This is a genomic window from Thioclava sp. F36-6, assembly GCF_002020305.1.
GTDB classification, from domain to species: Bacteria; Pseudomonadota; Alphaproteobacteria; order Rhodobacterales; family Rhodobacteraceae; genus Thioclava; species Thioclava sediminum.
On record NZ_MPZX01000002.1, the window covers coordinates 1,327,740 to 1,352,421 of the forward strand.

The window sequence follows — 24,682 nt, forward strand, 5'->3', positions numbered from 1 at the left end:
TTGGCAGAAATATCCCGGGGTGAATTGGCCGATAGGCCAAGAGGGGCAGCGCCCCTTATTCCGCCCAGCCCGAGATCGACTTCACGTCGCAGAATTCCTCGATGCCCCAACGGCCACCCTCGCGCGCCCGGCCAGAGGAACCCACGCCGCCGAACGGCGCGCCCGCGCCGCGGTCCTGACCGTTCATCTCGACCATCCCCGAGCGCAGCTGCCGCGCCAGACGGTTGCGCCGCGCGCCATCGCCCGATTGCAGGTAATTGGTCAGACCGTAAGGCGTAGCATTGGCCACTTCGATTGCCTGCTCCTCGCTGTCGAAGGGCATGATCGACAGGACGGGGCCGAAGATTTCCTCGTTCATGATGGTCATCGAGGGGTCGCAATCGGCGAAGACCGTCGGGCGGACATAGAAGCCGCGATTGAGATGCTCGGGCCGCCCGGGACCACCCGCGACGAGCTTCGCGCCTTCCGCGATGCCGGTCTCGATCAGGCCCTGAATCTTGTCGAATTGCGCCTTGTTCACGACCGGGCCGATATGCTTACCCTCCTCGCGCGGGCTGGCCACCTGCGTGGCCTCTGCGGTTTGGCGCGCGATTTCCACGGCCTTGTCGTAGGCCGAACGCTCCACCAGCATCCGCGTCGGCGCGTTGCAGCTTTGCCCGGAGTTCTGGAAGCAGTGCTTCACGCCGCGCGCCACCGCATCTTCATCCGCATCGGCGAAGATCAGGTTGGCGCCCTTGCCGCCCAGCTCCAGCGTCACCCGCTTGAGCGTATCGGCCGCCGCCTTCGAGATGGCCTTGCCGGCCCGGGTCGAGCCGGTGAAGGAAATCATCTCGACATCGGGATGGGTCGAAAGCTGCGTGCCAACGCCAACGCCATCGCCATTCACGAGGTTGAACACGCCCTTGGGCAGACCCGCCGCGTCGAGGATTTCCGCAAACAGCAGCGAGGACAGCGGCGCTTCCTCCGACGGTTTCAGCACCATCGTGCAGCCTGCGAGGATCGCCGGGATCACCTTCAGCGTCACCTGATTCATCGGCCAGTTCCACGGCGTGATCAGACCGACGATGCCCACGGCCTCATAAGCGATCATCGCGCCCGGCGTGCCGTCGCCCAGCGGATGCACCCAGTCGAACGCTTTCGCCGCGTCGATGAAGTTCTTGATGTGATAGGCGCCCGCGCCCCACTGGTTGCGGCGCGCGAGATCGATCGGCGCGCCCATCTCGAGGCTCATCGCCTGCGCCATGTCCTCGGCGCGCTCGGCATAGACCTTGGCGATCCGCTCGACCGCCGCGATCCGCTCTGCCGGGTCCGTGGCCTTCCAGCCGGGCAGCGCGGCCTTCGCCGCGGCGACCGCCGCATCCGTATCGGCTTGGTCACCCAGCGAGATCACCGCGCAGGGATCCTCAGTGGACGGGTCGATCACCTCGTAGTCGCGCGCAGCCTTCGGCGCGACCCATTCCCCGTCGATGTAGAAATTCCGCTTCTCGATCATATCAGCCTCCGGCACACAGATGTTGCGCGCGAGCGTTTCACCACTCCCCGTCCTGCGCAAGGCCTGACGAAAGGTCGCAGGCTCCGAGTTTAAAAAGGTTCTAAACTGGCTGGAACGGACCCCGGCGAGGGCTTATATCCCGGAAAGACGTGATTTTACGCAAACACAGGAGGTTTTTCATGGGCCTGCGTATCAATGACACCGCTCCCGATTTCACCGCCGACTCGACCGCTGGCGAGATCAAGTTCCACGACTGGATCGGCGACAGCTACGCCATCCTGTTCTCGCACCCGAAAGACTTCACCCCGGTTTGCACCACCGAATTCGGCGCCGTGGCGCAGCTCGCCCCCGAGTTCGAGAAGCGCAACACCAAGGTCATGGGTGTCTCGGTCGATAGCGTCGAAGAGCACGTGAAGTGGAAATCGGACATCGAGCAGGTCGCCGGCGCGCCCGCGAACTTCCCGATCATCGACGACACCTCGCTGAACGTGTCGAAGCTCTATGACATGCTGCCCGCCGATGCCTACATGCCCGACGGTCGCACCGCCGCGGATTCGGCCTCCGTGCGCACCGTCTTCATCATCGGCCCGGACAAGAAAGTCCGCCTGACCATGTCCTATCCGATGTCGGTCGGCCGCAACTTCGCCGAGATCATCCGCGCGCTGGACGCCGTTCAGGCGACCGACGGCAAGCCCTTCGCGACCCCCGCGAACTGGGTGCCGGGTCAGGACGTGATCGTCGCGCTCTCGGTCTCGACCGACGAGGCGAAAGAGAAGTTCGGCGAAGTCGACGTCAAGCTGCCCTACCTGCGCACCGTCAAGTCGCAGGGCTGAGCCCAGCTTACCCGCTTACGAGAGAGCCCCGGCAGCGTCCGGGGCTTTTTCATATCCGCGCGCCCCACCCGAAGCGCAAAAAGCAAAAGGCCCCGGATCGCTCCGGGGCCTTTCTCAATCTTCCAGCGGATCAAACCGATCAGTCGGCTTTCTCTTCACGCTTTTCCGGCGCGATTTCTTCGCCGGTTTCCTGATCGACCATCTTCATGCCAAGGCGCACCTTGCCGCGATCGTCGAAGCCCAGAAGTTTCACCTTCACTTCCTGACCTTCCTTGAGCAGATCGCTCGGGTGGTTCAGGCGCTTGTTGGCGATCTGGGAGACGTGGACGAGACCGTCACGCTTGCCGAAGAAGTTCACGAAGGCGCCGAAATCGACGAGCTTCACGACCTTGCCGGTGTAGATCTGGCCTTCTTCGGGCTCAGCCACGATGGCGTGGATCATGTCATGCGCTTTCTTGATGGCCTCGGCATTGGCCGAAGCGATCTTGATCACGCCGTCGTCGTTGATGTCGACTTTGGCACCCGAGACTTCCACGATCTCGCGGATGACCTTGCCGCCCGAACCGATCACTTCACGGATCTTGTCGGTGGGAACGGTCATCGTCTCGATGCGCGGAGCATGGGCGGAGAATTCCGTGCGGCCCGCGGAGAGCGCCTTGTTCATCTCGCCGAGGATGTGCATGCGGCCAGCGCGTGCCTGCTCCAGAGCTTTCTCCATGATCTCGGCGGTGATGCCGGCGACCTTGATGTCCATCTGCAGCGAGGTGATGCCCTCTTCGGTGCCTGCGACCTTGAAGTCCATGTCGCCGAGGTGATCCTCGTCGCCAAGGATGTCGGTCAGAACGGCCCAGGAGCCATCCTCTTCCAGCACCAGACCCATCGCGACACCCGCCACGGCCGATTTCAGCGGAACGCCCGCATCCATCATTGCCAGCGAGCCACCGCAAACCGACGCCATCGAGGACGAGCCGTTGGACTCGGTGATCTCGGAGACGAGGCGGATCGTGTAGGGGAAGTCGGTCGCAGCCGGCAGAACCGCCTGCAGCGCGCGCCATGCGAGCTTGCCGTGGCCGATCTCACGACGACCGGGCGAACCGACACGGCCCACTTCGCCGACCGAGTAGGGCGGGAAGTTGTAGTGCAGCAGGAAGTTCGAGCGCGAGTTGCCGTGCAGCGCGTCGATGATCTGCTCATCGTCGCCGGTGCCCAGCGTGGTCACGACCAGCGCCTGCGTCTCGCCGCGGGTGAACAGCGACGACCCGTGGGTGCGCGGCAGCAAACCGGTTTCCGCCACGATCGGGCGAACCTCGTCCAGCGCACGACCGTCGATGCGGCGACCGTTCTTCACGACGTCACCACGCAGAACAGCCGATTCCAGCTTCTTCATCGCGGTGCCGAGGGTCGGATCTTCGAGCTGCTCTTCGGTGAGCTGCGCCTTGATCTCTTCCTTGGCGGCGTTGACCGCGGCCACGCGCTCTTGCTTGTCCGAGATCGCGTAAGCGGCACGCATCTTCTCTTCGCCCAGACCTTTGACGGTCTCGAGCATCGCCGAGTAGTCAGGCGCCTTGAAGTCGAAGGGCTCTTTCGCGGCGGCTTCGGCGAGATCGATGATCATGTCGATCACCGGCTGCATCGCGTCATGGCCGAACTTGACCGCGCCCAGCATCTCGGCTTCGGACAGCTCGTAAGCTTCCGATTCCACCATCATCACGGCGTCCTTGGTGCCCGCAACGACGAGGTCCAGACGCTGCTCGGGGTTCTCCCGCAGCTTCTGCATGTCGTCGACTTCGGGGTTCAGGATGTATTCGCCATCAGCGAAACCGACGCGCGCGGCGGCGATCGGGCCCATGAACGGCACGCCCGAGATCGTCAGCGCGGCCGACGCGGCGATCATCGCGACGATGTCGGGCTCGTTGACGAGGTCATGCGACAGCACGGTGCACATCACGAGCACTTCGTGCTTGAAGCCTTCCACGAAGAGCGGACGGCACGGGCGGTCGATCAGGCGCGCGGTGAGCGTCTCTTTCTCGGACGGACGAGCCTCGCGCTTGAAGAAGCCGCCCGGCACTTTACCGGCGGCATAGTATTTCTCTTGGTAATGAACCGTGAGCGGGAAGAAATCCTGACCCGGCTTCGGTTCCTTGGCAAAGGTCACGTTGGCCATGACGGAGGTTTCGCCCAGCGTGGCGATAACCGAACCGTCAGCCTGACGTGCGACCTTGCCGGTCTCCAGCGTGAGCTCTTCTTCGCCCCACTGGATCGATTTTTTAACGGTGTTGAACATTCAGCGTATCCTTCTGGGAGCTCTCACAGGCGTATCCCGTGTCTCCCGATTTGCATGGCGGCCCCATTGCCGCCGCCCCCTTATCCTGTTGCACGCGCCCGGGGGCTCGAGGCGTCACGTCTCAGATGGGCCTGCCAATACAGGAAATGAAGGGGTTTGGGAAGCGAAGAGTCCTTAGGGAAAGAAACGGTCTGCGCCCAATTCTGGTCAGATTGGCGCGCCATCCTCGGCCTGTAGTTATTAACATTGATCATTGTGACCCCATGAGCAAACCCACAGCCCTTTTCATCGACGGCGAGAATATCTCCGCCGCATTTGCTTCCCAGATCCTCACGTTCGCGCCAGACGCTTTCATCCGGCGTGCCTACGGTGATGTCGCGCAAATCAGATCTTGGGGTGACAGCCCTTCGATCCGGCTGGTGCATTCCGGAAGCGGCAAGAACGCAGGAGACGTGTTGCTCGCCCTCGACGCACTCGAGCTCGCATTGGAACGACGCGCCGAACGGTTCGTCATCGCAAGCTCCGATGGTGACTTCACCCACCTCGCGACCAGGCTCAGGGAAAAAGGGATGGAAGTGCACGGCGTCGGACAGCAGAAAGCGCCGAAGGCATTTCGCGAAAGCTGTTCAGTGTTTCATCTGCTGAAGTCAAAAACGACCGCAGCTCCGGCACGACCGCCAGCAGTCAAGAAATCTGCCAGTCTCGATGAAAAAATTCGCGCAGCGATCGAGGCACACAGCAAGGACGGCGCTGGAGTGCCCCTCGCGGAACTGGCGACGATCATGAACAAAGACCACGGGGTCTTGATCGGGAACTTGCCAGATAAAAAGTGGCGCCCCTATTTCTCGAACCGTCCGACCCTCTTCGCGCTTGATCCAAAGGGGCCCAAGGCACGCGTGCGATGCCGTCCTAATGGATTTTCTCAACTTTCCGCCGCAGCGAAATAGCCAGAATGCAAAACGCCCGCCCCTTTCGGGACGCGCGCAATGATGCTCGTAAGCTCTTCGATCATTCGATCGGGCGGAACTCGCCTCTGTCTTCGGACGCGAGGCTCACCACGATGATCGCGATGAAGGCCGCGATGAAGCCCGGGATGATCTCGTAGAGGAACGAGCCCCAGCCCAGCGAAATCCAGACGATCACGGTCACAGCACCGACGACCAGGCCAGCCACACCGCCCAGACCCGTCATGCGTTTCCAGGTCAGCGACAGGATGATCAGCGGACCAAAGGCGGCGCCGAACCCGGCCCATGCGTTCGACACGAGGCCAAGCACTTTGCTGTCGGGGTTCGACGCGATGATGATCGCCGCGATCCCCACGGCCAGCACCGCGAGACGGCCCACATTCACCAGCGCGCGATCCGAGGCGTCCTTGTTCAACACGATCTTGTAGAAATCCTCGGTCAGCGACGAGGACGACACCAGAAGCTGGCTCGACACGGTCGACATGATCGCCGCCAGAAGCGCGGCATAGAGGAAGCCGGTCACCAGCGGATGGAACAGCAGGTTCGAGAGGATGATGAAGATCGTCTCCGGATCCTGCACGTCGAGACCGTTGCGCTGCGCATAGGCGCGGCCGAAGATACCGACCGAGATCGCGCCGATTAGCGAGATCGCCATCCAGCCCATACCGATATTCCGCGCTTTCGGCACATCGGCGACCGAGCGCACGGCCATGAAGCGCACGATGATATGCGGCTGGCCGAAATAGCCCAGCCCCCAGGCGACCGCCGAGAGCCAGCCCGCGAAGGTCAGCCCGTTCGTCATCGACAGGAAATTCGGGTCGATATTGCTCAGCCGGCTCGCAGCCGCGTCCACGCCGTCGCCCTGACCGGTCGTGAGGATCACGATCGGCATGATGACGAGCGCGAGCATCATGATGCAGCCCTGCACGAAATCGGTGAGCGACACCGCGAGGAAGCCGCCGATCACGGTGTAGACCAGCACGACACCCAGCGTCAGGATGACACCGGTCATGTAGCTGCCGCCGAAGGCGCTGGCGAAAAGCTTGCCGCCGCCGACGAGGCCCGACGCGGTGTAGACCGCGAAGAACACCACGATGATCACCGCCGAAACCATCCGCAACAAGGTCGCGTGGCTCGGGAAGCGATTGGCGAGGAAGCCGGGGATGGTCAGCGCGTTGTCATAGCGCTCGGTCTGCTCACGCAGGCGCGGCGCCACGATGACCCAGTTCACGAAAGCGCCGACGAAGAGGCCGATGCCGATCCAGCTTTGCGTCAGACCCGACACGAAGAGCGCGCCCGGCAGGCCCAGAAGCAGCCAGCCCGACATGTCCGATGCGCCTGCCGACAGGGCGGCAACCGCGGGCGGCAGGTTACGTCCGCCCAGCATATATTCCTCAGAGCTCGACGTGGACTTGCGCCACGCATAGACCCCGATGGCCAGCATCAGCACGAAATACAGTGCCAAGCTGATCCAGACTCCGATCTGCATATCTCAATCCTCCCTGTTAACGCACCTGCAAGGTAGGGCAGATGCTTGCGTTTTCCCGTTTGGAGCGGACGATACAGGAGGACAAGAAGTCGAACCGACCAAAGTTTTTTGGTGGGAAGACCATTTACCCAAAATTTTGGAATTTTGAAGCCAGGATGGCTATTATTGCCAATTTACGCAATTCAGTCGGAATAGCTCAAATGAAAACGCCCGCACCAAAGGCACGGGCGTTTCGAATTCCAATCCGAGGCGGATTAGCGGCGCAGGCCGAGACGCTCGATCAGCGACTGGTAACGTGCGACGTCTTTCGCCTTCAGGTAGTCGAGCAGCTTGCGGCGCTGCGCGACGAGCATCAGAAGACCACGACGCGAGTGGTTGTCTTTCTTGTGCTCTTTGAAGTGCTCGGTCAGGTTCGCGATGCGCTTGGTCAGAACTGCGACCTGAACTTCCGGGGAACCGGTGTCACCTTCTTTGGTGCCGTATTCCTTGATAAGCGCGTTCTTGTCTTCGACAGTGATCGACATCGGGATCTCCTTACATTGAGGGTTCGGGCGCAAGCCGGGATGTCGTCCAGCAAGGTCCATAGACTGCCCCTTTCGGAACAGATGCGCGCGTATAGACGCGAATCGTCTTGTTGAAAAGCCTTATTTCAAAGCGCTATGGCCTGCTGCGCCGCGAATTGCGCGGGCGTGAGCAGCGCCACGTCCTGCGCGCTCAGCCCGGCCGCGTCCAGCACCTCGGCCAGCCGGATACCGTCGAGCAGGATCCACGCCGCATCGGGATGCGCCTCGGACGGCTCGATACTGATCTGCGGCATGGCCGCGCCCTGCGGATCGTAGATGACCGCCAGCCGGTCCTGCCCGGCCGTGTAATCTGCGATTGTCGCAGGGGCGTTCGGATCGATCCAATCGCCCAGCGCGAAGCTATCGCCCCCTTCGCCGCCATGCAGCCAATCGCCCGAGCCGCCTAGCAGCACGTCCTCCCCTGCCCCGCCATTGAGCGTATCGGCATCGGCCGCCCCCGCATCGCGCGTCTCCGGCGTGACGCCGAACAGCACATCGTTCCCGGCATCGCCGTTCAGCTCGTCGCGCCCGGCATCCCCGCTCAGCACATCCGCGCCTTCGGCCCCGATTAGCGTGTCGTCGTCGGCGCCGCCCGCGAGCATATCGTCGCCCGCGCCCCCGATCAGCGTGTCCTCCCCGGCCTCGCCAAAGAGCCGATCCGATCCGAACTCGCCGGATAGGAGATCCGCCTCCATGCCGCCGACGAGTTCATCCTCGCCGTCGCCGCCGATCAGCGTGTCGGTCCCCGCATCGCCCCAGAGCGTATCGTTGCCGGACGCACCGAGGATCTGGTCGTCGCCGTCCCCGCCCCAAAGGCTGTCATCGCCATCATAGCCGTTGATCTGATCGTCACCCGCCTCCCCGGCGATCGCATCGTCGGACGCATCGCCCCAAGTGATGTCATCGCCCGGCCCCGGCTCGGACGCTGCGAGCGGCTCGGGTGCGATTTCTCCAGCACTGACCTCGGCCAGCAGAGAGACCTCCCCAGCCTCGGCATCAGCGGTCTCGAGATCGTCCGGCGTCTCCTCCTCGGGTTCGGAGGAAGCCACCATGAGACCCGCCGTGGCGCCCGCCATCAGCAGGCCCAGAACACCCGACAGAAACAACATCTCTCTCACCCCCGTGAAGATGCGAGAAATCTACCGCTGCCGGCGCGGATACCCTAGGAAACAAGCGTTAAATGCTTAACGGTTCGCTCAGCCTTCGCGGGTGAACCACAGCTCGGGCTGATGCTCATAGGCGATATAGAGCGGATGCTTCGGCGCGCCCGCCTTGGTCAGCCCGAGGTGATGCAGCGCCCGACCGCTTTCGCGCAGCAGGTCTTCCACCGCAGCGCCCCGCGCGAGATGCGCGCCATGCGCGCCCCAGGCGCAGATGATCCGGTCCTCGGGACCGCCCGCCCAGTCGACGCTCTCGCGGATCGCCGCATCGTTCTCGGGCCCGACCGGGTCCGGCTGCGCCCGCATCACCTTCGGATCGGTCGCACGATAGGCGAAGATATTGGTCACCCGGAACGCCCCGAAGCCCAGCGCCCGCGCGCGGCGCTCGCAGCGCTCCACGGTCGGGTCGTTCTGCACCTCGGTCGCGGTCGAGGGGTTGAGCATGATGAACAGCGCCCGCGGCTTGCTGTCATCCCAGACCCGCGTGAGCAGATAGCGGTAATTCTCGCAATCCGAATAGACCGCGATGGAGGGGGCGTCGCCTTTGATATGCTCGCGGGTGATCATCTCTCGTCCTGACCGTTATGTGCGTGACAGAGGGCGGATGCCTCCGGCGGGGATATTTGGACCAAGGGGCAGGGGCGCGTCAAAGGTTGAAGACGCGGCTCGGGTGGACCTCGCCGGATTTATAGATACCGACGGCAAGCGGCTTGCCCTCATGGCTGACCCAGACTTCCTCGCCCCATTCGGCCTCGCCCGGCAGCACCATGCCCGGATTGCCGTTCTTCAGCCGCACCGCGCCTTCGGGCGTGGCCTTGAGCTGCGGCAGATCGTCGAGCCCCAGCTCCACGGGCAGAAGCTTCTCATCGAGCTCGGGCGTCTTGGCGAGCTCTTCGATCTCGGCAAGCGTGATCCCGTCGCTCGCCTCGAAGGGCCCCGACCATTCCCGGCGCAGCCAGAGCACATGGCCGAGACAGCCGAGCTTTTGCCCCAGATCGCGCGCGATGGAGCGCACATAGCCGCCCTTGCCGCAAACCAGCTCCAGCTCGACCGTGTCGGCATCGGGACGGCCCAGCATCACGAGGCTTTCGACATAGAGCGGCCGCGCGGCCAGATCCATTTCCTCACCCGCCCGGGCCAGCGCATAGGCGCGCTCGCCATCGACCTTCACGGCGGAAAACTGCGGCGGCACCTGTTCGATATCGCCCTCGAAAACGGTGAGCGCGGCGGCGATTTCTTCATCCGTGGGGCGCAGATCGGAGGTCTCGATCACATCGCCCTCGGCATCGTCGGTCTTCGTCGCAGCGCCCAGCCGTACCTGAAACCGATAGCATTTCAGCGCATCGGTGATGAACGGCACCGTCTTCGTGGCCTCGCCCAGCGCGACCGCCAGCACCCCGGTCGCCGCCGGGTCGAGCGTGCCCGCATGGCCCGCCTTCTTGGCGCCCAGCGCCCAGCGCACCTTGTTCACCACCGAGGTGGAGGTGATGTCTGCGGGCTTGTCCACGATCAGCCAGCCGGAAATGTCGCGACCCTTCTTGCGTGCCATGAGGCCTCCATATTCGACAGGGTGCGCCTGCTAGCCCAAGCGGCGCGAGCCGTCAATCTCCAGCAGCGGGGGCGGCAGGCGCGATCAGCGCGACGATCGGTCCCATCGGCAGGCCCATATCCTCGCGCCCCTGACCGGGCACGGTAAGCCGCGAAATCTTGCCGTCGAGATAAAGCGCGTTGGGCACCTGCATCTCGTCACGGAAGAAGCGGCCGAATTCGTGAAAGCTCACCGGCGCATCGGAGATCGCGAAATAGGCGGTCTTGCCATCGGCCGAGACCCCCACACCGTTGCGAATATTCTTCGACGTGCCATCGGCGAGGAATTTCGGGTGCAGCGCGCCGTCGATCACCAGCATCGGCCCCGATTGCGTCGCATAGGTGCAATCCTTCGGATCGGCGGCGAAGGCGCGCGATTCCGTCACCGAGAACGTCTCGCCGATGCAGAAGACCCCGTTGGGCAGCAGGCCGAAATTGCCCGGCCCTTCCGAGGTGACGATCGAATGCAGCTCTTTGCCGTTCTCGATGAACAGACCCACCGGCTTGCGATCAGGATGGTACATCCCGGCATTCATCGCGAAGACGACACGGTCGCCCTTGGGCACGACTTCCGAGAGCCGCTCGGGCGTACCGATCAGATTGCCGTCGGGATCGTCGAGGAACAGCTTCAGGTCCTGCCCGAGCTTGGCTTCGCAGACCGTGTAGGTCGTGCCGTCGAAGCTGCGATCTGCGCAGGGTGCGTCGGCCAGCGCAGGCGTGGCCAGCAGAATCAGCGCCGCAGCATTAGTCGCGATCGTCTTCATCGTCTTCGTCATCGTCGCGCGCAGCGATATCGCGCTGCACCGTCTCGTCCGAGAAGATCCGGCGCGTCTCATCGAGACGGTCATAGGTCTCGTCCAGCCGGAAGCGTAGATCGGGGCTGTATTTCGCGGTCATTTCCTTGCCGAGCAAGCGGCGCAGCTCGCCCTTGTTGCGCGCAAGCGCCGCGATCAGCTCTTTCCCGCCTTCGCCGCCCAAGGGCGTCACATAGGCGGTCGCGACCTTCAGGTCGGGAGAGCAGCGCACCTCGCCCACCGTCACCGAGACGCGGTTGAGGTCGGGATCATGCACATCGCCGCGCATCAGGAGGTCCGACAGCGTGCGTCGGATCAACTCGCCCATGCGAAGCTGACGTTGCGAAGGGCCATCGCCCGAGGAGAAACGGTTCTTTGCCATGGCGCTCACATAGGGCGTCTGCGGGTTTTGCGCAACGGGGGCTTTGCCAAGCCCGCCTGTGCAAGCTAGATAGCGCGAAACCGTGAAGGAGAAAGACATGAGCGACCTGCCGGGCATCGTGATCACCGGAGCGTCGGGCCGGATGGGCCAGATGCTGATCCGCACCGTGAGCGAGAGCGACAAGGCGCGCCTTGTGGGCGCCGTCGAACGCACGGGCCATGACTGGGTCGGCAAAGATCTGGGCGAGGCGATGGGCGGCGCGCCGAACGGCGTGATCGTGACCGACGATCCGCTCGAGGCGTTTTCCGGCGCGCAGGCCGTGATCGACTTCACTGCGCCAGTTGCCACCCGCGAATTCGCCAAGATCGCGGCGCAGGCACGCCTGACCCATGTGATCGGCACGACCGGCATGGATGACGATGACATCGCGGCGCTCAAGCCCTGTGCCCGTCACGCCGTGATCGTGCGGGCGGGGAACATGAGCCTTGGGGTGAACCTTCTCACGCAGCTGACGAAGAAAGTCGCAGCCGCGCTCGATGCCGATTGGGATATCGAAGTGATCGAAGCGCATCACAACAAGAAGGTCGATGCGCCTTCGGGCACCGCGCTGATGCTGGGCGAGGCGGCGGCGGAAGGCCGTGGCATCTCGCTCGAAGACAATCGCGAGTCGGGCCGCGACGGCATCACCGGCGCGCGCAAACACGGTGCGATCGGTTTCTCGGCCATTCGCGGCGGCGATATCGTGGGCGAGCATGACGTGCTGTTTGCAGGCCAGGGCGAGCGGATCATCCTGCGCCATGTCGCCACCGACCGCGCCATCTTCGCGCGCGGTGCGCTCAAGGCCGCGCTCTGGGGTCAGGACAAGCGGCCGGGCGAATACGACATGCTCGACGTGCTGGGGCTCTGAAAGGCGCCCTCTTCCTCTTGGTTCAAATATCCCGGGGGTCCGGGGGCAGCGCCCCCGGCCTCTGAGACCGCACCGCGATCAGAAGTCGATCGCGAGGCCTTTCTTCTCCCAATCGCCATAACGCACGGGCTCGGGTCCGTCGCGACCGCCAAGCTCGGTCGGCAGTTCCGCCGCCTGCGCGTTCTTGCGGCGTTCCTCGGCTTCGGCGAGCGCGCGGATCGCGGCGGGCGGCAGGTCGCGGGTCTCTTCGGGCTGATCGGACATGGCGCGTCCTTTCTTGTCTGTGGATCGGGGCATGATATAGGCCCGTGCTTAAACCGCAACAAGCCAGGAAGCCGCAGCCCATGTCCAGACCCGACCCCGCGCGCCGCGCAGCCCTTGGCCTGATCGTGGGCGTTCTCGAGGATCGCGAAAGCCTCGCCGAACAGATCGGTGCGGAGGCGCTCGACGGGCTGGAGCCGTCGCAACGCGCTCGCGCCCAGCGCCTCGCGACGACGACGCTGCGCCATCTGGGCCGCGCCGACCGGATCATCAAACCGCATCTGCGCCGCCGCACGCCAACGGACGTGATGGCGATCCTGCGGCTGGCCACGGTCGAGCTGCTGGAGGAAAAGCAAGCCCCGCATGGCGTGGTCGATGCCGCCGTGACGCTGGTGAAATCGGCCGGACCGAAGCTGCAAAGCTTCTCGGGGCTGGTGAATGCCGTGCTGCGCAAGGTCTCCGAGGAAGGCGAGAAATGGGCCGCGACGCCTGCGCCGGAAATGCCGGGCTGGCTGCGCGGGCGCGTCATGTCGTCCTTTGGCAAGAAGGCCGCGCAAGCGATGGAGGTTGCGCATCTGGCGGGGGCGCCGCTCGATCTGAGCGTAAAGGACGATGATGCCGCAGGTTGGGCCGAGACGCTGGGGGCGACGCTTCTGCCGACGGGCTCGCTGCGGCTGACCGATCCGGGCAAAGTGTCCGAACTGGCCGGTTTCGAAGACGGCGCTTGGTGGGTGCAGGATGCTGCCGCCGCGCTGCCCGCGAAGCTGCTGGCCCCGGCATCTGGCGCACGCGTGCTCGACCTGTGTGCAGCCCCCGGCGGCAAGACGCTGCAACTCGCCGCGATGGGCGCCGATGTGACCGCCCTCGATATTTCCGAGGCGCGGCTGGAGCGGCTGGCGGAAAACCTCGACCGGACGCAGATGGAAGCCGAGATCGTCGCCGCCGATGCGCTCGAATGGGAGCCGGATGCGCCCTTCGATGCGATCCTGCTCGATGCGCCCTGCTCGGCCACTGGCACGATCCGCCGCCATCCCGACCTGCCCTTCATCAAGGACGGCGCCTCGATCAAGCCGCTCTTCGCGCTGCAGGAACAGCTTCTGGATCGCGCGCTGCAATGGCTCAAGCCCGGCGGCACGCTGGTTTATGCGACCTGCTCGCTTCTGCCCGAAGAGGGCGAGGCGCAGATCAAGGCCGCGCTTGCCCGGCATCCGGACCTCACCGTGATCCGTCCCGAGCTGCCCGGCATCGCGCCGGACTGGGTCACCGAGGAGGGCGGGCTGCGGCTGCGGCCCGATTTCTGGCCTGATCTCGGGGGGATGGACGGGTTCTACATGGCGCGACTGCAACGCTCTGCGTGAACCGAGCGCCGAGGCGGTGACAGCGCGCCTGCCTCCCAGTAACGTGACCGCATTCCCCGACAGAAGGGCACGCAAGCGGCAACGGAATGGGTAAGGACAGAACCCGATCATCGGCAAAATTTGGCACGGCGCTGAACCGCCTTGCTGCTGCGCGCGCAGGCCGTGCGCAGACGGCGACCGGATTCGTCAGCCAGCCCGAGCCGCGCACGATCGGCTCTTACGCCAAGGGGCGGCAACTCGTGCAGGGCAACTTCCTGTTTGCGGGCTCTCTGATCGAAGGCCCCGGGGTCAATATCTGGGACCTGCCGATACCCGGCCCGGCTTTTGAGGATGCGCTGCAGGGCTGCGGCTGGCTCGACGATCTCGCGGCGCTGGGAACCCGCGAGGCGCGCCTGCGCGCACAGGACTGGGTCTTCGGCTGGATCGACCGCTTCGGCGACGGCAGCGGGCCGGGCTGGACGCCCGATCTGACGGGCCGCCGTCTGATCCGCTGGATCAACCATGCGATCCTGCTGCTGAACGGACGCGAGCGCGAGGATGCCGACCGCTTCTTCCGTGCGCTCGGCCAACAGACGATCTTCCTGTCGAAACGCTGGGCGGGCGCGGCCTGCGGGCTGCCGCGGTTTGAGGCGCTGACCGGGCTTGTCTATGCGGGGCTCGCGCTGACCGGGATGGAGCGCCATGCCGACCCCGCGCTGGAGGCCCTGTCGCGCGATTGCGCGGTGGAGATCGACGCCGAGGGCGGGATCGCGACCCGAAACCCCGAGGAATTGCTGGAGATTCTGACGCTGTTGAACTGGGCAGCGGAGGCGTTGCAGACGGCAGGACGCACGCCGCCCGGTCCGATCCTCGATGCGATCGCGCGGATCGCGCCAACCCTGCGCGCGCTGCGCCACTCCGATGGGGCACTGGCGCGGTTTCACGGTGGCGGGCGCGGACCCGAAGGGCGGCTCGACACGGCGCTTTCGGCGACCGGCATCCGCAGCGTCCGGCGCGAGCCGATCGCGATGGGTTTCGTGCGGATGCAGGGCGGGCGCGGCTCGCTGATCATCGACGCGGCGCGACCGCCGCAGGGCGAGGCCTCGGCCAATGCCCATGCTTCGACGCTGGCCTTCGAACTGACCTCGGGCCGCCGCCCGCTGATCGTCAATTGCGGCTCGGGTGCGCAGTTCGGCTCGGACTGGCACCGCGCAGGCCGCGCCACTGCCAGCCATTCGACCCTCTCGATCTACGGCTATTCCTCGTCCCGCCTCGGCCCCGAGCGTCTGTTCGGGCGGGCCCCGCGCGCCTATCTCGACAAAACGCCGAAAACCGTCTGGTTCAAGCCCGACGACCTGTCGGAGACCGGGATGATCTTCGGCCATGACGGCTATGCCGAGACCCACGGCATGTCGCATATCCGCGAGCTGGACCTGTCCGTCGACGGGCGCGAATTGCGCGGGCGCGACACGCTCGGCGCGATGACCCCTGACGACATCGACCGGTTCGACCAGATTTTCGAGCGCGAGGGGCTGCGCGGCATTCCCTTCGACATCCGCTTCCACCTGCATCCCGATTGCGACGCGGCGCTCGATCTGGGCGGTACCGCCGTTTCGGTCGCGCTGCGCACCGGGGAAATCTGGATTTTCCGGCATGACGGGGTCGCCGATCTGGCGCTGGAACCCTCCGTTTACCTCGAAAAAGGGCGCATTCGCCCGCGTCCTGCACAACAGATCGTGCTTTCGAGCAAGGTTCTGGACCGGGCTTGCCAGATTGGCTGGACCTTTTCGCAAGCACGCGATAACTCCACGGCCATCGACGCGCCCTGACCTTGGGGCAGATCCCGAGGATGGCCCTGGGCGCCCCTGACCTGAGCCTTGCGAGGAGCTGCCCGTGACCCGCCCGATCCCCCTGACCCGTGCGCTGATTTCCGTTTCCGACAAGACCGGACTGGTCGACTTCGCCCAAGCGCTCGCTGCGCGCGGCGTCGAACTTCTCTCGACTGGCGGCACCGCCAAGACCCTGCGCGAAGCCGGTCTCAGCGTGCGCGACGTCGCCGATCTGACGGGCTTCCCGGAGATGATGGACGGCCGCGTCAAGACGCTGCATCCGAAAGTGCATGGCGGCCTGCTGGCGCTGCGCGACAACGAAGAACACCTCGCCGCGATGGAAGCGCATCAGATCGAGGCGATCGACCTGCTGGTGGTGAACCTCTACCCGTTCGAGGAAACGGTCGCGAAGGGCGCCGATTACGACACCTGCATCGAGAATATCGATATCGGTGGCCCGGCGATGATCCGGGCTGCGGCGAAGAACCACGCCTTCGTCTCGACCGTCGTGGATGTCGAGGATTATGCCGCCGTTCTGGAAGAGCTCGACGCGAATGACGGCGCGACCTCCTACCCGTTCCGCCAGCGCCTCGCCCAGATCGCCTATGCCCGCACTGCGGCCTATGACGCCGCCGTCTCGACCTGGATGGCAGGCGCGATCGGCGAGCAGACCCCGCGCCGCCGTGCCTTCGCAGGCACGCTCGCGCAGACCCTACGCTATGGCGAGAACCCGCATCAGCAGGCTGCCTTCTACCTCGACGGCACGAACCGTCCCGGCGTCGCGACCGCCAAGCAGCTTCAGGGCAAGGAACTGAGCTACAATAACATCAACGACACCGATGCCGCCTATGAGCTGGTCTCGGAATTCGGCACCGAGAAACCCGCCGTCGCGATCATCAAGCACGCGAACCCCTGCGGCGTGGCGACCGGCGAGACCGTGATCGAGGCCTATAAGCGCGCCTTCGACTGCGACCGGACCTCGGCCTTCGGCGGCATCATCGCGCTGAACCAGACGCTGGATGCGGCGACCGCCGAAGAGATCACCAAGATCTTCTCGGAAGTCATCATCGCGCCCTCGGTCGATGAGGCTGCGAAAGAAGTCATCGCGAAGAAGAAAAATGTGCGCCTGCTGGAAACCGGCGGCCTTCCCGACATCACCGCACCGATCACGACCTATCGTCAGGTCGCGGGCGGCTTCCTCGTGCAGGACAAGGACAACGGCGTGATCACGCTCGACGACCTGAAAGTCGTGACCGAGCGCCAGCCCTCCGAGCAGGAACTCAAAGACCTGCTCTTCGCGTGGAAAGTCGCGAAACACGTCAAGTCGAACGCGATCATCTACGTCAAGGACGGCGCGACCGTGGGCGTGGGCGCGGGCCAGATGAGCCGTGTCGACTCGACCCGGATCGCGGCGCGCAAGGCTGAAGACATGATGGAAGCCGCCGGTCTGACCGAGACGCCCACCAAGGGTTCGGTCGTGGCTTCGGACGCCTTCTTCCCCTTCGCGGACGGTCTGATCACTGCGGCTGAGGCCGGCGCCACCGCGATCATCCAGCCCGGCGGCTCGATGCGCGATCAGGAAGTGATCGACGCGGCGAACGAGCGCGGGCTCGCGATGGTCTTCACCGGAATGCGCCATTTCCGCCACTGATCTGCCGGTATCTTTGCGTAGCCCGGTAGATACCGGGCTGCGCCTTCTGGCATGAAGACGTGACGAGAAACAAACGAGGGCCAGATGCGGCTAGCAGCGAAAGTGACAGCGGGCGTCCTGCTCCTCGACCAAGTGTCGAAATATATCGTCGTGCAGGGGATGCATCTCGATCAGCGCGGCGCGATCGACGTGGTGCCGCCCTATCTCAACTTTCGCATGGCATGGAATCGCGGCGTCAATTTCGGCCTGTTCTCCGGCGAAACCGACTGGATGCGCTGGGTGCTGATCATCGTGGCGCTGGTGATTTCGCTCTGGGTCTGGGTCTGGATCGCCCGTGAGCCGCATTCGGCGCGGGTGAATATCTCCGCCGGGCTGCTGGTCGGCGGTGCGCTTGGCAACGTGGTCGACAGGCTCGTCTATGGCGCGGTGGCGGACTTTCTGAACATGTCGCTACCGGGTTGGCAGAACCCCTATTCTTTCAACGTCGCCGATGTGGCGATTTTCCTCGGCGCGGTCGGTCTGGTGCTGTTCACCGGCAAGGACCATCGCGCCAACGACGGCTAGCCTGTTTTTCGCAGGTGACGACGCTCCAATGTTGCGTTAAGACGGGGGCGGAACTGGCAAGGGAGTGGTTCATGCAGGCGAAGATCGGCACGCTCGGACTCGCGTTTACAGCGGTACTGACGCTGGCTGCCTGCGGCAATTCCCGCGACCCCAGCCTTATGAATCTGCGCTCTTCGCACCAAGGCCCGGACGAATTCGGCGTGATTCCGACGAAGCCGTTGGAGATGCCGGAGAACCTCGATGCGCTACCGCCGCCCACGCCGGGTGGCAAGAACATCACCGATCCCACGCCCGAAGCCGATGCCGTTGCAGCCCTTGGTGGCAATCCGCGCCGCCTCGACGAGACCGGTCAGGTCCCGACCTCGGATCGCGCGCTGGTCTCCGCCGCATCGCGTTACGGCAGCCAGTCGGGCATCCGCCAGACGCTTGCCGCCGAGGATTATCAGTGGCGCAAGGATCACGACGGCCGCCTGCTGGAGCGTCTGTTCCAGGTTTCGGTCTATTACAAAGCCTACAAGCCGATGGAGCTCGACCAGTCGGCAGAGCTTGAGCGCTGGCGCCGCCTCGGCGTCGTCACGCCCGGCGCACCGCCCTCGGGCGAAGCGCAGCGCGCGGTCAAGTAATCCGAAAAATCATCACGAGAACGTCACCGGCGTTTGCACGTCGGGCGAGAGTGCTTATCTTCGCCCAAACTGTGTCTTGTGAGGAGTTGGGCATTGCGTGCATTTCTGTTCGCCCTGCTGACATTAGCAGGTCTGAGCCCGGCGGTGGCCGGTGACGTCTCTACCTTCGAGTTGGAAAACGGCCTGAAAGGCGTCGTGATCGAGGATCACCGTGCCCCGGTCGTGGTTCATATGGTCTGGTACAAGGCCGGATCGGCCGACGAGAAGCGCGGTAAATCCGGCATCGCCCATTACCTCGAACATCTGATGTTCAAGGGCACCGACACGATGGCGCCCGGTGAGCTGTCGAAGACGGTCGCGGCCAATGGCGGTTCGGACAACGCCTTCACCAGCTACGACTACACCGCCTATTTCCAGCGCATCGCAGCCGACCGGCTGCCGCTGGTGATGAAGATGGAAGCGGATCGGATGCGCAATCTGCGGATCTCGCCCGATGATGCGAAGACCGAGCTGCAGGTGATCCTCGAAGAACGCGCGCAACGCACCGATTCCAACCCGCGGGCACTGTTCAACGAACAGGAGCGCGCCGCCCAGTTCCTCAACTCGCCCTACGGCACGCCGGTCATCGGCTGGCGCAAGGAGATGGAAGGGCTGACCCGGCAGGACGCGCTCAACTGGTATCACGAATATTACGCACCCAATAACGCGATCCTCGTGGTCGCGGGCGATGTGAAGCCCGACGAGGTGAAGGCGCTGGCCGAGAAGTATTACGGCAAGCTGAAACCGACCGAGGATCTGTCGCCCCGCGCCCGTCCGCAGGAGCCGCCGCAACGCGCCTCGCGGCACCTGACCTTCGAGGACCCGCAGATCGCCCAGCCCTATCTGGTGCGCAGCTACCTCGCCCCCGAACGCAATCCGGGCGACCAGAAGCGCGCCGCCGCCCTGACCGTGCTGTCCGAGATTCTCGGCGGCAATCAGGCGACCTCCGTGCTGGGCCGCAAGCTGATCTATGGCGACGGCACCGCGATCTATGCGTCGAGCTATTACGACGGCATGTCGATCGATGCGACGACCTTCAACCTCTCGGTGATGCCCGCCAAGGATGTGAGCCTCCCCGAGGCCGAAAAGGCGCTCGACACGGCGCTGAAGCAATTCCTGAAGGAAGGCATCGACCCCGAGCAATTCGCCCGCATCAAGACGCAGGTGAAGGCCGCCGAAATCTATTCGCGCGACAACACGCAGGGCCTCGCGCGGCGCTATGGCGAGGCGCTGGCCTCGGGCTTCTCGGTGAAAGATGTCGAGGATTGGCCGGATGTTCTGACCTCGGTGACGGAAGAGGACGTGATGGCCGCCGCCCGCGACCTGTTCCAGAACAAGGACTCGGTGACGGGCTATGCCAAGCGCCCCGATGACGCCCCCACCGAAGCTGCGGCCCCCGCCGCGCCGCCCGCGCCTGCGCAGGAGATCACCCAATGATCCACACCCGTTTCCCGATCACAGCGCGCCTCGTGATGGCGTCGCTTTTTGCCTTCGTGCTGGCGCTGCCTGCCCGTGCGATCGACATTCAGCAGGTCACCTCGCCCGGTGGCATCAAGGCGTGGCTGGTGGAGAATCACGACATTCCCTTCACCGCGCTCGACATCGCCTTCCGCGGCGGGGCGAGCCTCGATGCCGAAGGCAAGCGCGGCGCGATCAATCTGATGACCGCCACGCTCGAAGAGGGCGCGGGCGAGAAGAACTCGCAGCAATTCGCCGAGGCCGAGGAAGCGCTGGCCGCGCAATTCGGCTTCGACGTGGGCGACGACTCGCTTGATATCTCGGCCCGGATGCTGACCGAGAACCGCGACAAATCCGTCGACCTTCTGCGCGAGGCGCTGGTCAATCCGCGCTTCGATCAAAGCGCGATCGAACGCGTTCGCCAGCAGGTGCTGGCCGTGATCGCGTCTGACAAGCAAAATCCCAACGACATCGCGGCCGAGAAATTCCGCGAGATCACCTATGGCGATCACCCCTATGGCAGCTCGCTCAACGGCACCGTCGACAGCGTGAAGGGCCTCACGCGCGAGGATCTGTTCGAGGCCAAGGACCGCGTGATGAGCCGCGATCACTTGGTGGTCTCCGCCGTGGGCGACATCACCCCGGAAGAACTCGGGCCGATGCTCGACAAGCTGCTGGGCGATCTGCCCGCCACGGGCGCCGACATGCCGCCCCCCGCCGACCCCGCCTTCAAGGGCGGCGTGACCACGGTCGATTTCGACAGCCCGCAATCGGTGGTGATGTTCGGCCAGAAGGGGATCGGGCTGAAAGACCCGGATTTCTTCGCGGCCTATGTGCTCAACCAGATCGTCGGCGCGGGCGGGTTCTCGTCGCGGCTGATGGACGAGGTGCGCGAGAAGCGCGGCCTGACCTATGGCATCGCCTCCTATATCGTCGACAAGGATCTGGCGAAGACGTGGCAGGGCAGCTTCGCCTCCGCCAATGAAAAGGTCGCCGAGGCGATCTCGGTCGTCAAAGAGCAGTGGAAGAAAGCGGCGACCGGCAATGTCACCGACAAGGAGCTGGAGGACGCCAAGACCTACCTCACCGGCGCCTATCCGCTGCGCTTCGACGGCAATGGCACGATCGCGGGCATCCTGACTGGGATGCAGCTCAACGACATGGCGCCGAGCTATATCGACACCCGCAACGACAAGGTGAACGCGGTCACGAAAGAAGATGTCCAGCGCGTCGCCAAGCGGATCCTGAACCCCGACAACCTGACCTTCGTGGTCGTCGGACGCCCGCAGGGCCTGAACTGATTTGGCTGGGGATAGCTGGCGCGAATCTCTTTAGATGAGCGTCGCGCCATGCTATCCCTAGTGGAATGAACCAGCACAACCGCAATATCGGCGCGACTGAGCGTCCCGTGATCCGGCAGCTCGATGACGCTGCGGCAAACCGCATCGCGGCAGGCGAGGTGGTTGAGCGCCCGGCCTCTGCCGTGAAGGAACTGGTGGAGAACGCGCTGGATGCGGGCGCCTCGCGGGTCGCGGTGGAATATTGCGATGGTGGCAAGACGCTGATCCGCGTGACCGATGACGGCTGCGGGATGACCGCCGAGGATCTGCCGCTGGCGCTCTCGCGTCACGCCACCTCGAAGATCGACGGCTCGGACCTTCTCAACATCCACACGTTCGGCTTTCGCGGCGAGGCGCTGCCCTCGCTCGGCGCGGTCGGACGGCTGACGATTACCTCGCGTGTCGATGGTCTCGACGCCTTCCAGATCAGCGTGGCGGGCGGCCAGATCGGTCCGGTGAAACCGGCGGCGCTGAACCGGGGCACAGTGGTCGAACTGCGCGACCTGTTCTTCGCCACGCCCGCGCGGCTGAAATTCATGCGCACCGACCGGGCGGAGGCGCAGGCGATCGCCGATGTGATGAAGCGGCTGGCGATGGCGGAGCCCTATGTCAGCTTCACCCTCACCGATGTCTCCAACGGCAAATCGCGCGAAATCTTCCGCGCCGATGGCGAACAGGGAGAGCTGTTCGATGCGCTCTCGGAACGACTGGCCCGGGTGATCGGGCGCGCCTTCTCGGATAACGCGGTGCGGATCGAGGCCGAGCGCGAGGATATCCGCCTGACCGGCTACGCGGCGCTGCCCACCTATTCGCGCGGCGCGGCGGTGGAGCAGTTCCTGTTCGTCAATGGCCGCCCCGTGCGTGATAAGCAGCTGACCGGGGCGCTACGCGCGGCCTACATGGATTTCCTCAGCCGCGAGCGTCACCCCGCCGCCTGCCTGTTCCTGACCTGCGAGCCCGAGCGCGTCGACGTCAACGTCCACCCCGCCAAGGCCGAGGTCCGCTTCCGCGAGGCCGCGACCGTGCGCGGGCTGATCGTGACCGGGCTGCGCCATGCGCTGGCACAAGCCGGGCATCGGGCGTCCTCGACCGTCTCGGATGCGACGCTTGGCGCGATGCGTCCCGAACCGGGGCCCAACCAACCGCCGCGCATCTATCAGATGGATCGCCCGAGCCTCGGCGCGATGCGGTCGTCCTACTCCGCGCAGGCGCCGCTGCCCGATCCGGGCTATCAGCCTCTCTCCTACCAGCAGCCTTCCTTCCAGGAGGCCCCCGCACCCAGCTTCGACTATGCGCCCTCGGCCCGCGCCGAGGCCCCGGCCCCCGCCGAACCCGCGCTGACCGAGAGGCCCTTGGGCGCGGCGCGTGCGCAGGTGCATGAGAATTACATCATCGCCCAGACCGAGCGCGGCATCGTCATCGTCGATCAGCACGCCGCGCATGAGCGGCTCGTCTATGAGAAGCTGAAAGGCCAGATGGCCGAGAATGGGGTGCCCGCGCAGGCGCTGCTGATCCCCGAGATCGTCGAACTCAGCCAAGGCGACGCCGCGCTGCTTTTGGAACATGCCGACGCTCTGTCGCGCCTTGGCCTCACCATCGAACCCTTCGGCGGCAGCGCGATCGCGGTGCGCGAAACCCCCGCCGTTCTGGGCGAGATCAATGCCGAAGGGCTGCTGCGCGACGTGCTCGACGAGCTGTCCGATCTCGGCGACAGCCAGTTGGTGCAGGCCAAGATCGAAGCGGTGCTCAGCCGCATGGCGTGTCATGGCTCGATCCGCTCGGGCCGCCAGATGCGCGCCGACGAGATGAACGCGCTGCTGCGCCAGATGGAGGCCACGCCCCATTCTGGCCAGTGCAACCATGGGCGTCCGACGTATGTCGAACTGAAGCTCAGCGATATTGAAAGACTGTTTGGCCGCACATGATCCAGCTTGGCGATATGACCCTGACCCTGAACGACCCGCTGACGCTCGGCCTTCTGCTCGGCAGCGCGGCACTTGTTGTCCTGCTGATCCTGATGGTCGCCATGCTGCGCGCTGCGGGCCGTCAGACCCGCGCGATGGACCCGATGGTCGGCCAGATGAACCTTCTCGCTCAGCGGGTGCAAAACCTCTCGGACGGGCAGCAACAGCTGTCCGGCGGTCTGCATCACGTCTCCGAGGCGCAGGCCGCGAGCCAGACCAAGGTGCTCGCCCTGATGGAAAGGCGTCTGGCCGAGGTTTCTCGCGGCATGTCGGAAAGCCTGCATGGCACCGCGACCCGCACGGCGCGCTCGCTGGGAGACCTGCATCAGCGACTGGAGGCGATCGACAAGGCGCAGGCCAATATCGAGAAGCTTTCCGGCAATGTGCTGGGCCTGCAGGACATCCTGTCGAACAAGCAGACCCGTGGTGCTTTCGGGGAGATTCAGCTGCACGATATCGTCGGCAAGGCGCTGCCCTCGGACAGTTTCACGATGCAGGCGACCCTTTCGAACGGGAAGCGCGCGGATTGCCTGATCCATCTGCCGAACCCGCCCGGCCCCATCGTCATCGATAGCAAATTCCCGCTGGAAGCCTATGAGGCGCTACGCCGCGCCGACACGCAATGGGAGCGCCAAGAGGCCAGCCGCGCGATGAAAACCGCGGTGCGCGCCCATATCAAGGCGATCTCGGAGAAATACATCCTCGAAGGCGAGACGGCGGACGGCGCGCTGATGTTCCTGCCCTCCGAGGCGGTCTATGCCGAGCTGCACGCGAATTTCCCCGAACTGGTGCGCGAAGGCTTTGCCGCGAAGGTCTGGATCGTCTCGCCGACGACCTGCATGGCGACGCTGAACACGATGCGCGCCGTGCTGAAGGATGCGCGGATGCGCGAACAGGCCGGCGCGATCCGCAAGGAACTGGCCGCGCTTTATTCCGATGTCGACCGGCTCGGCACCCGTGTCGAAAACCTCGACCGGCATTTCGGGCAGGCGGCGAAAGACATCTCCGAGATCAAGATCTCCGCCGAGAAGGCCGGGAAACGCGCGCGTCGGCTCGACAATTTCGATTTCGAGGAGCTGGCCCCCGATACCGCCGCACAGCCGCTGCTTGTCTCGACCGCCGAAAAGAAGGCCTAAGCGGCGCCAAGCGTCGCTTTTCGG

Annotated in this window: 22 protein-coding genes; 12 read left to right on the forward strand and 10 right to left on the reverse strand. The window is 64.6% G+C overall.

Going from position 1 to position 24,682, the window contains the following annotated elements:
* Positions 1-55: 55 nt before the first annotated feature.
* Positions 56-1,492, reverse strand: a complete 1,437-nt coding sequence (locus BMI88_RS13615) for an aldehyde dehydrogenase family protein (protein WP_078549465.1) — start codon at positions 1,490-1,492, stop codon at positions 56-58.
* A gap of 179 nt (positions 1,493-1,671) precedes the next feature.
* Between BMI88_RS13615 and BMI88_RS13620 the strand changes: the two genes are divergently transcribed.
* Entirely contained in the window at positions 1,672-2,325 is a 654-nt protein-coding gene (locus BMI88_RS13620; protein WP_078521505.1) for a peroxiredoxin, read from the forward strand.
* A gap of 139 nt (positions 2,326-2,464) precedes the next feature.
* On the opposite strand, the gene pnp is transcribed toward BMI88_RS13620, so the two are convergent.
* Positions 2,465-4,609 (reverse strand): polyribonucleotide nucleotidyltransferase, encoded by a 2,145-nt coding sequence (gene pnp / locus BMI88_RS13625; protein WP_078549467.1) that lies wholly within the window; start codon positions 4,607-4,609, stop codon positions 2,465-2,467.
* Positions 4,610-4,872: 263 nt separating this feature from the next.
* Here pnp and BMI88_RS13630 point away from each other — a divergent pair, with 263 nt between their 5' ends.
* Positions 4,873-5,556, forward strand: a complete 684-nt coding sequence (locus tag BMI88_RS13630; protein WP_078549814.1) for an NYN domain-containing protein — start codon at positions 4,873-4,875, stop codon at positions 5,554-5,556.
* A gap of 61 nt (positions 5,557-5,617) precedes the next feature.
* Here the strand turns inward: BMI88_RS13630 and putP are convergent, their stop codons facing one another.
* From putP to rbfA, 7 genes are all read right to left on the reverse strand, one after another.
* On the reverse strand, positions 5,618-7,063 hold the full coding sequence (gene putP, locus BMI88_RS13635) for a sodium/proline symporter PutP (protein ID WP_078549469.1): 1,446 nt from the start codon (positions 7,061-7,063) through the stop codon (positions 5,618-5,620).
* Positions 7,064-7,317: 254 nt separating this feature from the next.
* Entirely contained in the window at positions 7,318-7,587 is a 270-nt protein-coding gene (gene rpsO / locus BMI88_RS13640; protein WP_075776826.1) for a 30S ribosomal protein S15, read from the reverse strand.
* A gap of 125 nt (positions 7,588-7,712) precedes the next feature.
* Positions 7,713-8,735, reverse strand: a complete 1,023-nt coding sequence (locus BMI88_RS13645; RefSeq protein WP_078549472.1) for a calcium-binding protein — start codon at positions 8,733-8,735, stop codon at positions 7,713-7,715.
* A gap of 87 nt (positions 8,736-8,822) precedes the next feature.
* On the reverse strand, positions 8,823-9,353 hold the full coding sequence (locus BMI88_RS13650) for a DUF1643 domain-containing protein (protein WP_078549474.1): 531 nt from the start codon (positions 9,351-9,353) through the stop codon (positions 8,823-8,825).
* Between the two features lie 79 nt (positions 9,354-9,432).
* Positions 9,433-10,335 (reverse strand): tRNA pseudouridine(55) synthase TruB, encoded by a 903-nt coding sequence (gene truB, locus BMI88_RS13655; protein WP_078549476.1) that lies wholly within the window; start codon positions 10,333-10,335, stop codon positions 9,433-9,435.
* A gap of 52 nt (positions 10,336-10,387) precedes the next feature.
* On the reverse strand, positions 10,388-11,137 hold the full coding sequence (locus BMI88_RS13660; RefSeq protein ID WP_146673587.1) for a phosphodiester glycosidase family protein: 750 nt from the start codon (positions 11,135-11,137) through the stop codon (positions 10,388-10,390).
* A complete protein-coding gene (gene rbfA, locus BMI88_RS13665) occupies positions 11,118-11,549 on the reverse strand; it encodes a 30S ribosome-binding factor RbfA (RefSeq protein WP_078521678.1) in 432 nt (143 codons plus the stop codon). The genes BMI88_RS13660 and rbfA overlap by 20 nt, the downstream gene beginning before the upstream one ends.
* 97 nt (positions 11,550-11,646) lie before the next feature.
* Between rbfA and dapB the strand changes: the two genes are divergently transcribed.
* Positions 11,647-12,456, forward strand: coding sequence for a 4-hydroxy-tetrahydrodipicolinate reductase (dapB, locus tag BMI88_RS13670; RefSeq protein WP_078549481.1), 810 nt, complete (start codon positions 11,647-11,649; stop codon positions 12,454-12,456).
* A 78-nt stretch (positions 12,457-12,534) separates the two neighbouring features.
* Here dapB and BMI88_RS13675 read toward each other — a convergent pair whose 3' ends face one another.
* Positions 12,535-12,720, reverse strand: coding sequence for a DUF1674 domain-containing protein (locus BMI88_RS13675; protein ID WP_078521523.1), 186 nt, complete (start codon positions 12,718-12,720; stop codon positions 12,535-12,537).
* 80 nt (positions 12,721-12,800) lie between these two features.
* On the opposite strand from BMI88_RS13675, the gene BMI88_RS13680 reads away from it, so the two are divergent.
* From BMI88_RS13680 to rmuC, 9 genes are all read left to right on the forward strand, one after another.
* Positions 12,801-14,075 carry a transcription antitermination factor NusB gene (locus tag BMI88_RS13680; protein ID WP_078549483.1) on the forward strand — a complete coding sequence of 425 codons (1,275 nt, stop codon included), beginning with the start codon at positions 12,801-12,803 and terminating at the stop codon, positions 14,073-14,075.
* Between the two features lie 86 nt (positions 14,076-14,161).
* Complete coding sequence (locus BMI88_RS13685; RefSeq protein ID WP_078549485.1) at positions 14,162-15,883, forward strand: heparinase II/III family protein; 1,722 nt, start codon at positions 14,162-14,164, stop codon at positions 15,881-15,883.
* A 64-nt stretch (positions 15,884-15,947) separates the two neighbouring features.
* Complete coding sequence (gene purH / locus BMI88_RS13690; RefSeq protein WP_078549487.1) at positions 15,948-17,534, forward strand: bifunctional phosphoribosylaminoimidazolecarboxamide formyltransferase/IMP cyclohydrolase; 1,587 nt, start codon at positions 15,948-15,950, stop codon at positions 17,532-17,534.
* An 84-nt stretch (positions 17,535-17,618) separates the two neighbouring features.
* Entirely contained in the window at positions 17,619-18,098 is a 480-nt protein-coding gene (gene lspA / locus BMI88_RS13695; RefSeq protein ID WP_078521531.1) for a signal peptidase II, read from the forward strand.
* A 71-nt stretch (positions 18,099-18,169) separates the two neighbouring features.
* Positions 18,170-18,721 (forward strand): DUF3035 domain-containing protein, encoded by a 552-nt coding sequence (locus BMI88_RS13700; RefSeq protein WP_078542514.1) that lies wholly within the window; start codon positions 18,170-18,172, stop codon positions 18,719-18,721.
* A 93-nt stretch (positions 18,722-18,814) separates the two neighbouring features.
* Positions 18,815-20,197, forward strand: a complete 1,383-nt coding sequence (locus tag BMI88_RS13705; protein ID WP_078542513.1) for a pitrilysin family protein — start codon at positions 18,815-18,817, stop codon at positions 20,195-20,197.
* Positions 20,194-21,519 carry a pitrilysin family protein gene (locus tag BMI88_RS13710; RefSeq protein ID WP_078549489.1) on the forward strand — a complete coding sequence of 442 codons (1,326 nt, stop codon included), beginning with the start codon at positions 20,194-20,196 and terminating at the stop codon, positions 21,517-21,519. The genes BMI88_RS13705 and BMI88_RS13710 overlap by 4 nt, the downstream gene beginning before the upstream one ends.
* Positions 21,520-21,584: 65 nt before the next feature.
* Entirely contained in the window at positions 21,585-23,483 is a 1,899-nt protein-coding gene (mutL, locus tag BMI88_RS13715) for a DNA mismatch repair endonuclease MutL (RefSeq protein WP_078549491.1), read from the forward strand.
* Positions 23,480-24,658 carry a DNA recombination protein RmuC gene (gene rmuC, locus BMI88_RS13720; RefSeq protein WP_078549493.1) on the forward strand — a complete coding sequence of 393 codons (1,179 nt, stop codon included), beginning with the start codon at positions 23,480-23,482 and terminating at the stop codon, positions 24,656-24,658. Before mutL ends, rmuC begins: the two co-directional genes overlap by 4 nt.
* The last annotated feature ends 24 nt before the right edge of the window (positions 24,659-24,682 follow it).

Excerpts from the sequence above, each read along its gene's own strand:
- BMI88_RS13615 (WP_078549465.1), bottom strand. The coding sequence starts at position 1,492 with ATGATCGAGAAGCGGAATTTCTACATCGACGGGGAATGGGTCGCGCCG.
- BMI88_RS13620 (WP_078521505.1), top strand. The coding sequence starts at position 1,672 with ATGGGCCTGCGTATCAATGACACCGCTCCCGATTTCACCGCCGACTCG.
- pnp (WP_078549467.1), bottom strand. The coding sequence starts at position 4,609 with ATGTTCAACACCGTTAAAAAATCGATCCAGTGGGGCGAAGAAGAGCTC.
- BMI88_RS13630 (WP_078549814.1), top strand. The coding sequence starts at position 4,873 with ATGAGCAAACCCACAGCCCTTTTCATCGACGGCGAGAATATCTCCGCC.
- putP (WP_078549469.1), bottom strand. The coding sequence starts at position 7,063 with ATGCAGATCGGAGTCTGGATCAGCTTGGCACTGTATTTCGTGCTGATG.
- rpsO (WP_075776826.1), bottom strand. The coding sequence starts at position 7,587 with ATGTCGATCACTGTCGAAGACAAGAACGCGCTTATCAAGGAATACGGC.
- BMI88_RS13645 (WP_078549472.1), bottom strand. The coding sequence starts at position 8,735 with ATGTTGTTTCTGTCGGGTGTTCTGGGCCTGCTGATGGCGGGCGCCACG.
- BMI88_RS13650 (WP_078549474.1), bottom strand. The coding sequence starts at position 9,353 with ATGATCACCCGCGAGCATATCAAAGGCGACGCCCCCTCCATCGCGGTC.
- truB (WP_078549476.1), bottom strand. The coding sequence starts at position 10,335 with ATGGCACGCAAGAAGGGTCGCGACATTTCCGGCTGGCTGATCGTGGAC.
- BMI88_RS13660 (WP_146673587.1), bottom strand. The coding sequence starts at position 11,137 with ATGAAGACGATCGCGACTAATGCTGCGGCGCTGATTCTGCTGGCCACG.
- rbfA (WP_078521678.1), bottom strand. The coding sequence starts at position 11,549 with ATGGCAAAGAACCGTTTCTCCTCGGGCGATGGCCCTTCGCAACGTCAG.
- dapB (WP_078549481.1), top strand. The coding sequence starts at position 11,647 with ATGAGCGACCTGCCGGGCATCGTGATCACCGGAGCGTCGGGCCGGATG.
- BMI88_RS13675 (WP_078521523.1), bottom strand. The coding sequence starts at position 12,720 with ATGTCCGATCAGCCCGAAGAGACCCGCGACCTGCCGCCCGCCGCGATC.
- BMI88_RS13680 (WP_078549483.1), top strand. The coding sequence starts at position 12,801 with ATGTCCAGACCCGACCCCGCGCGCCGCGCAGCCCTTGGCCTGATCGTG.
- BMI88_RS13685 (WP_078549485.1), top strand. The coding sequence starts at position 14,162 with ATGGGTAAGGACAGAACCCGATCATCGGCAAAATTTGGCACGGCGCTG.
- lspA (WP_078521531.1), top strand. The coding sequence starts at position 17,619 with ATGCGGCTAGCAGCGAAAGTGACAGCGGGCGTCCTGCTCCTCGACCAA.
- BMI88_RS13700 (WP_078542514.1), top strand. The coding sequence starts at position 18,170 with ATGCAGGCGAAGATCGGCACGCTCGGACTCGCGTTTACAGCGGTACTG.
- BMI88_RS13710 (WP_078549489.1), top strand. The coding sequence starts at position 20,194 with ATGATCCACACCCGTTTCCCGATCACAGCGCGCCTCGTGATGGCGTCG.
- mutL (WP_078549491.1), top strand. The coding sequence starts at position 21,585 with ATGAACCAGCACAACCGCAATATCGGCGCGACTGAGCGTCCCGTGATC.
- rmuC (WP_078549493.1), top strand. The coding sequence starts at position 23,480 with ATGATCCAGCTTGGCGATATGACCCTGACCCTGAACGACCCGCTGACG.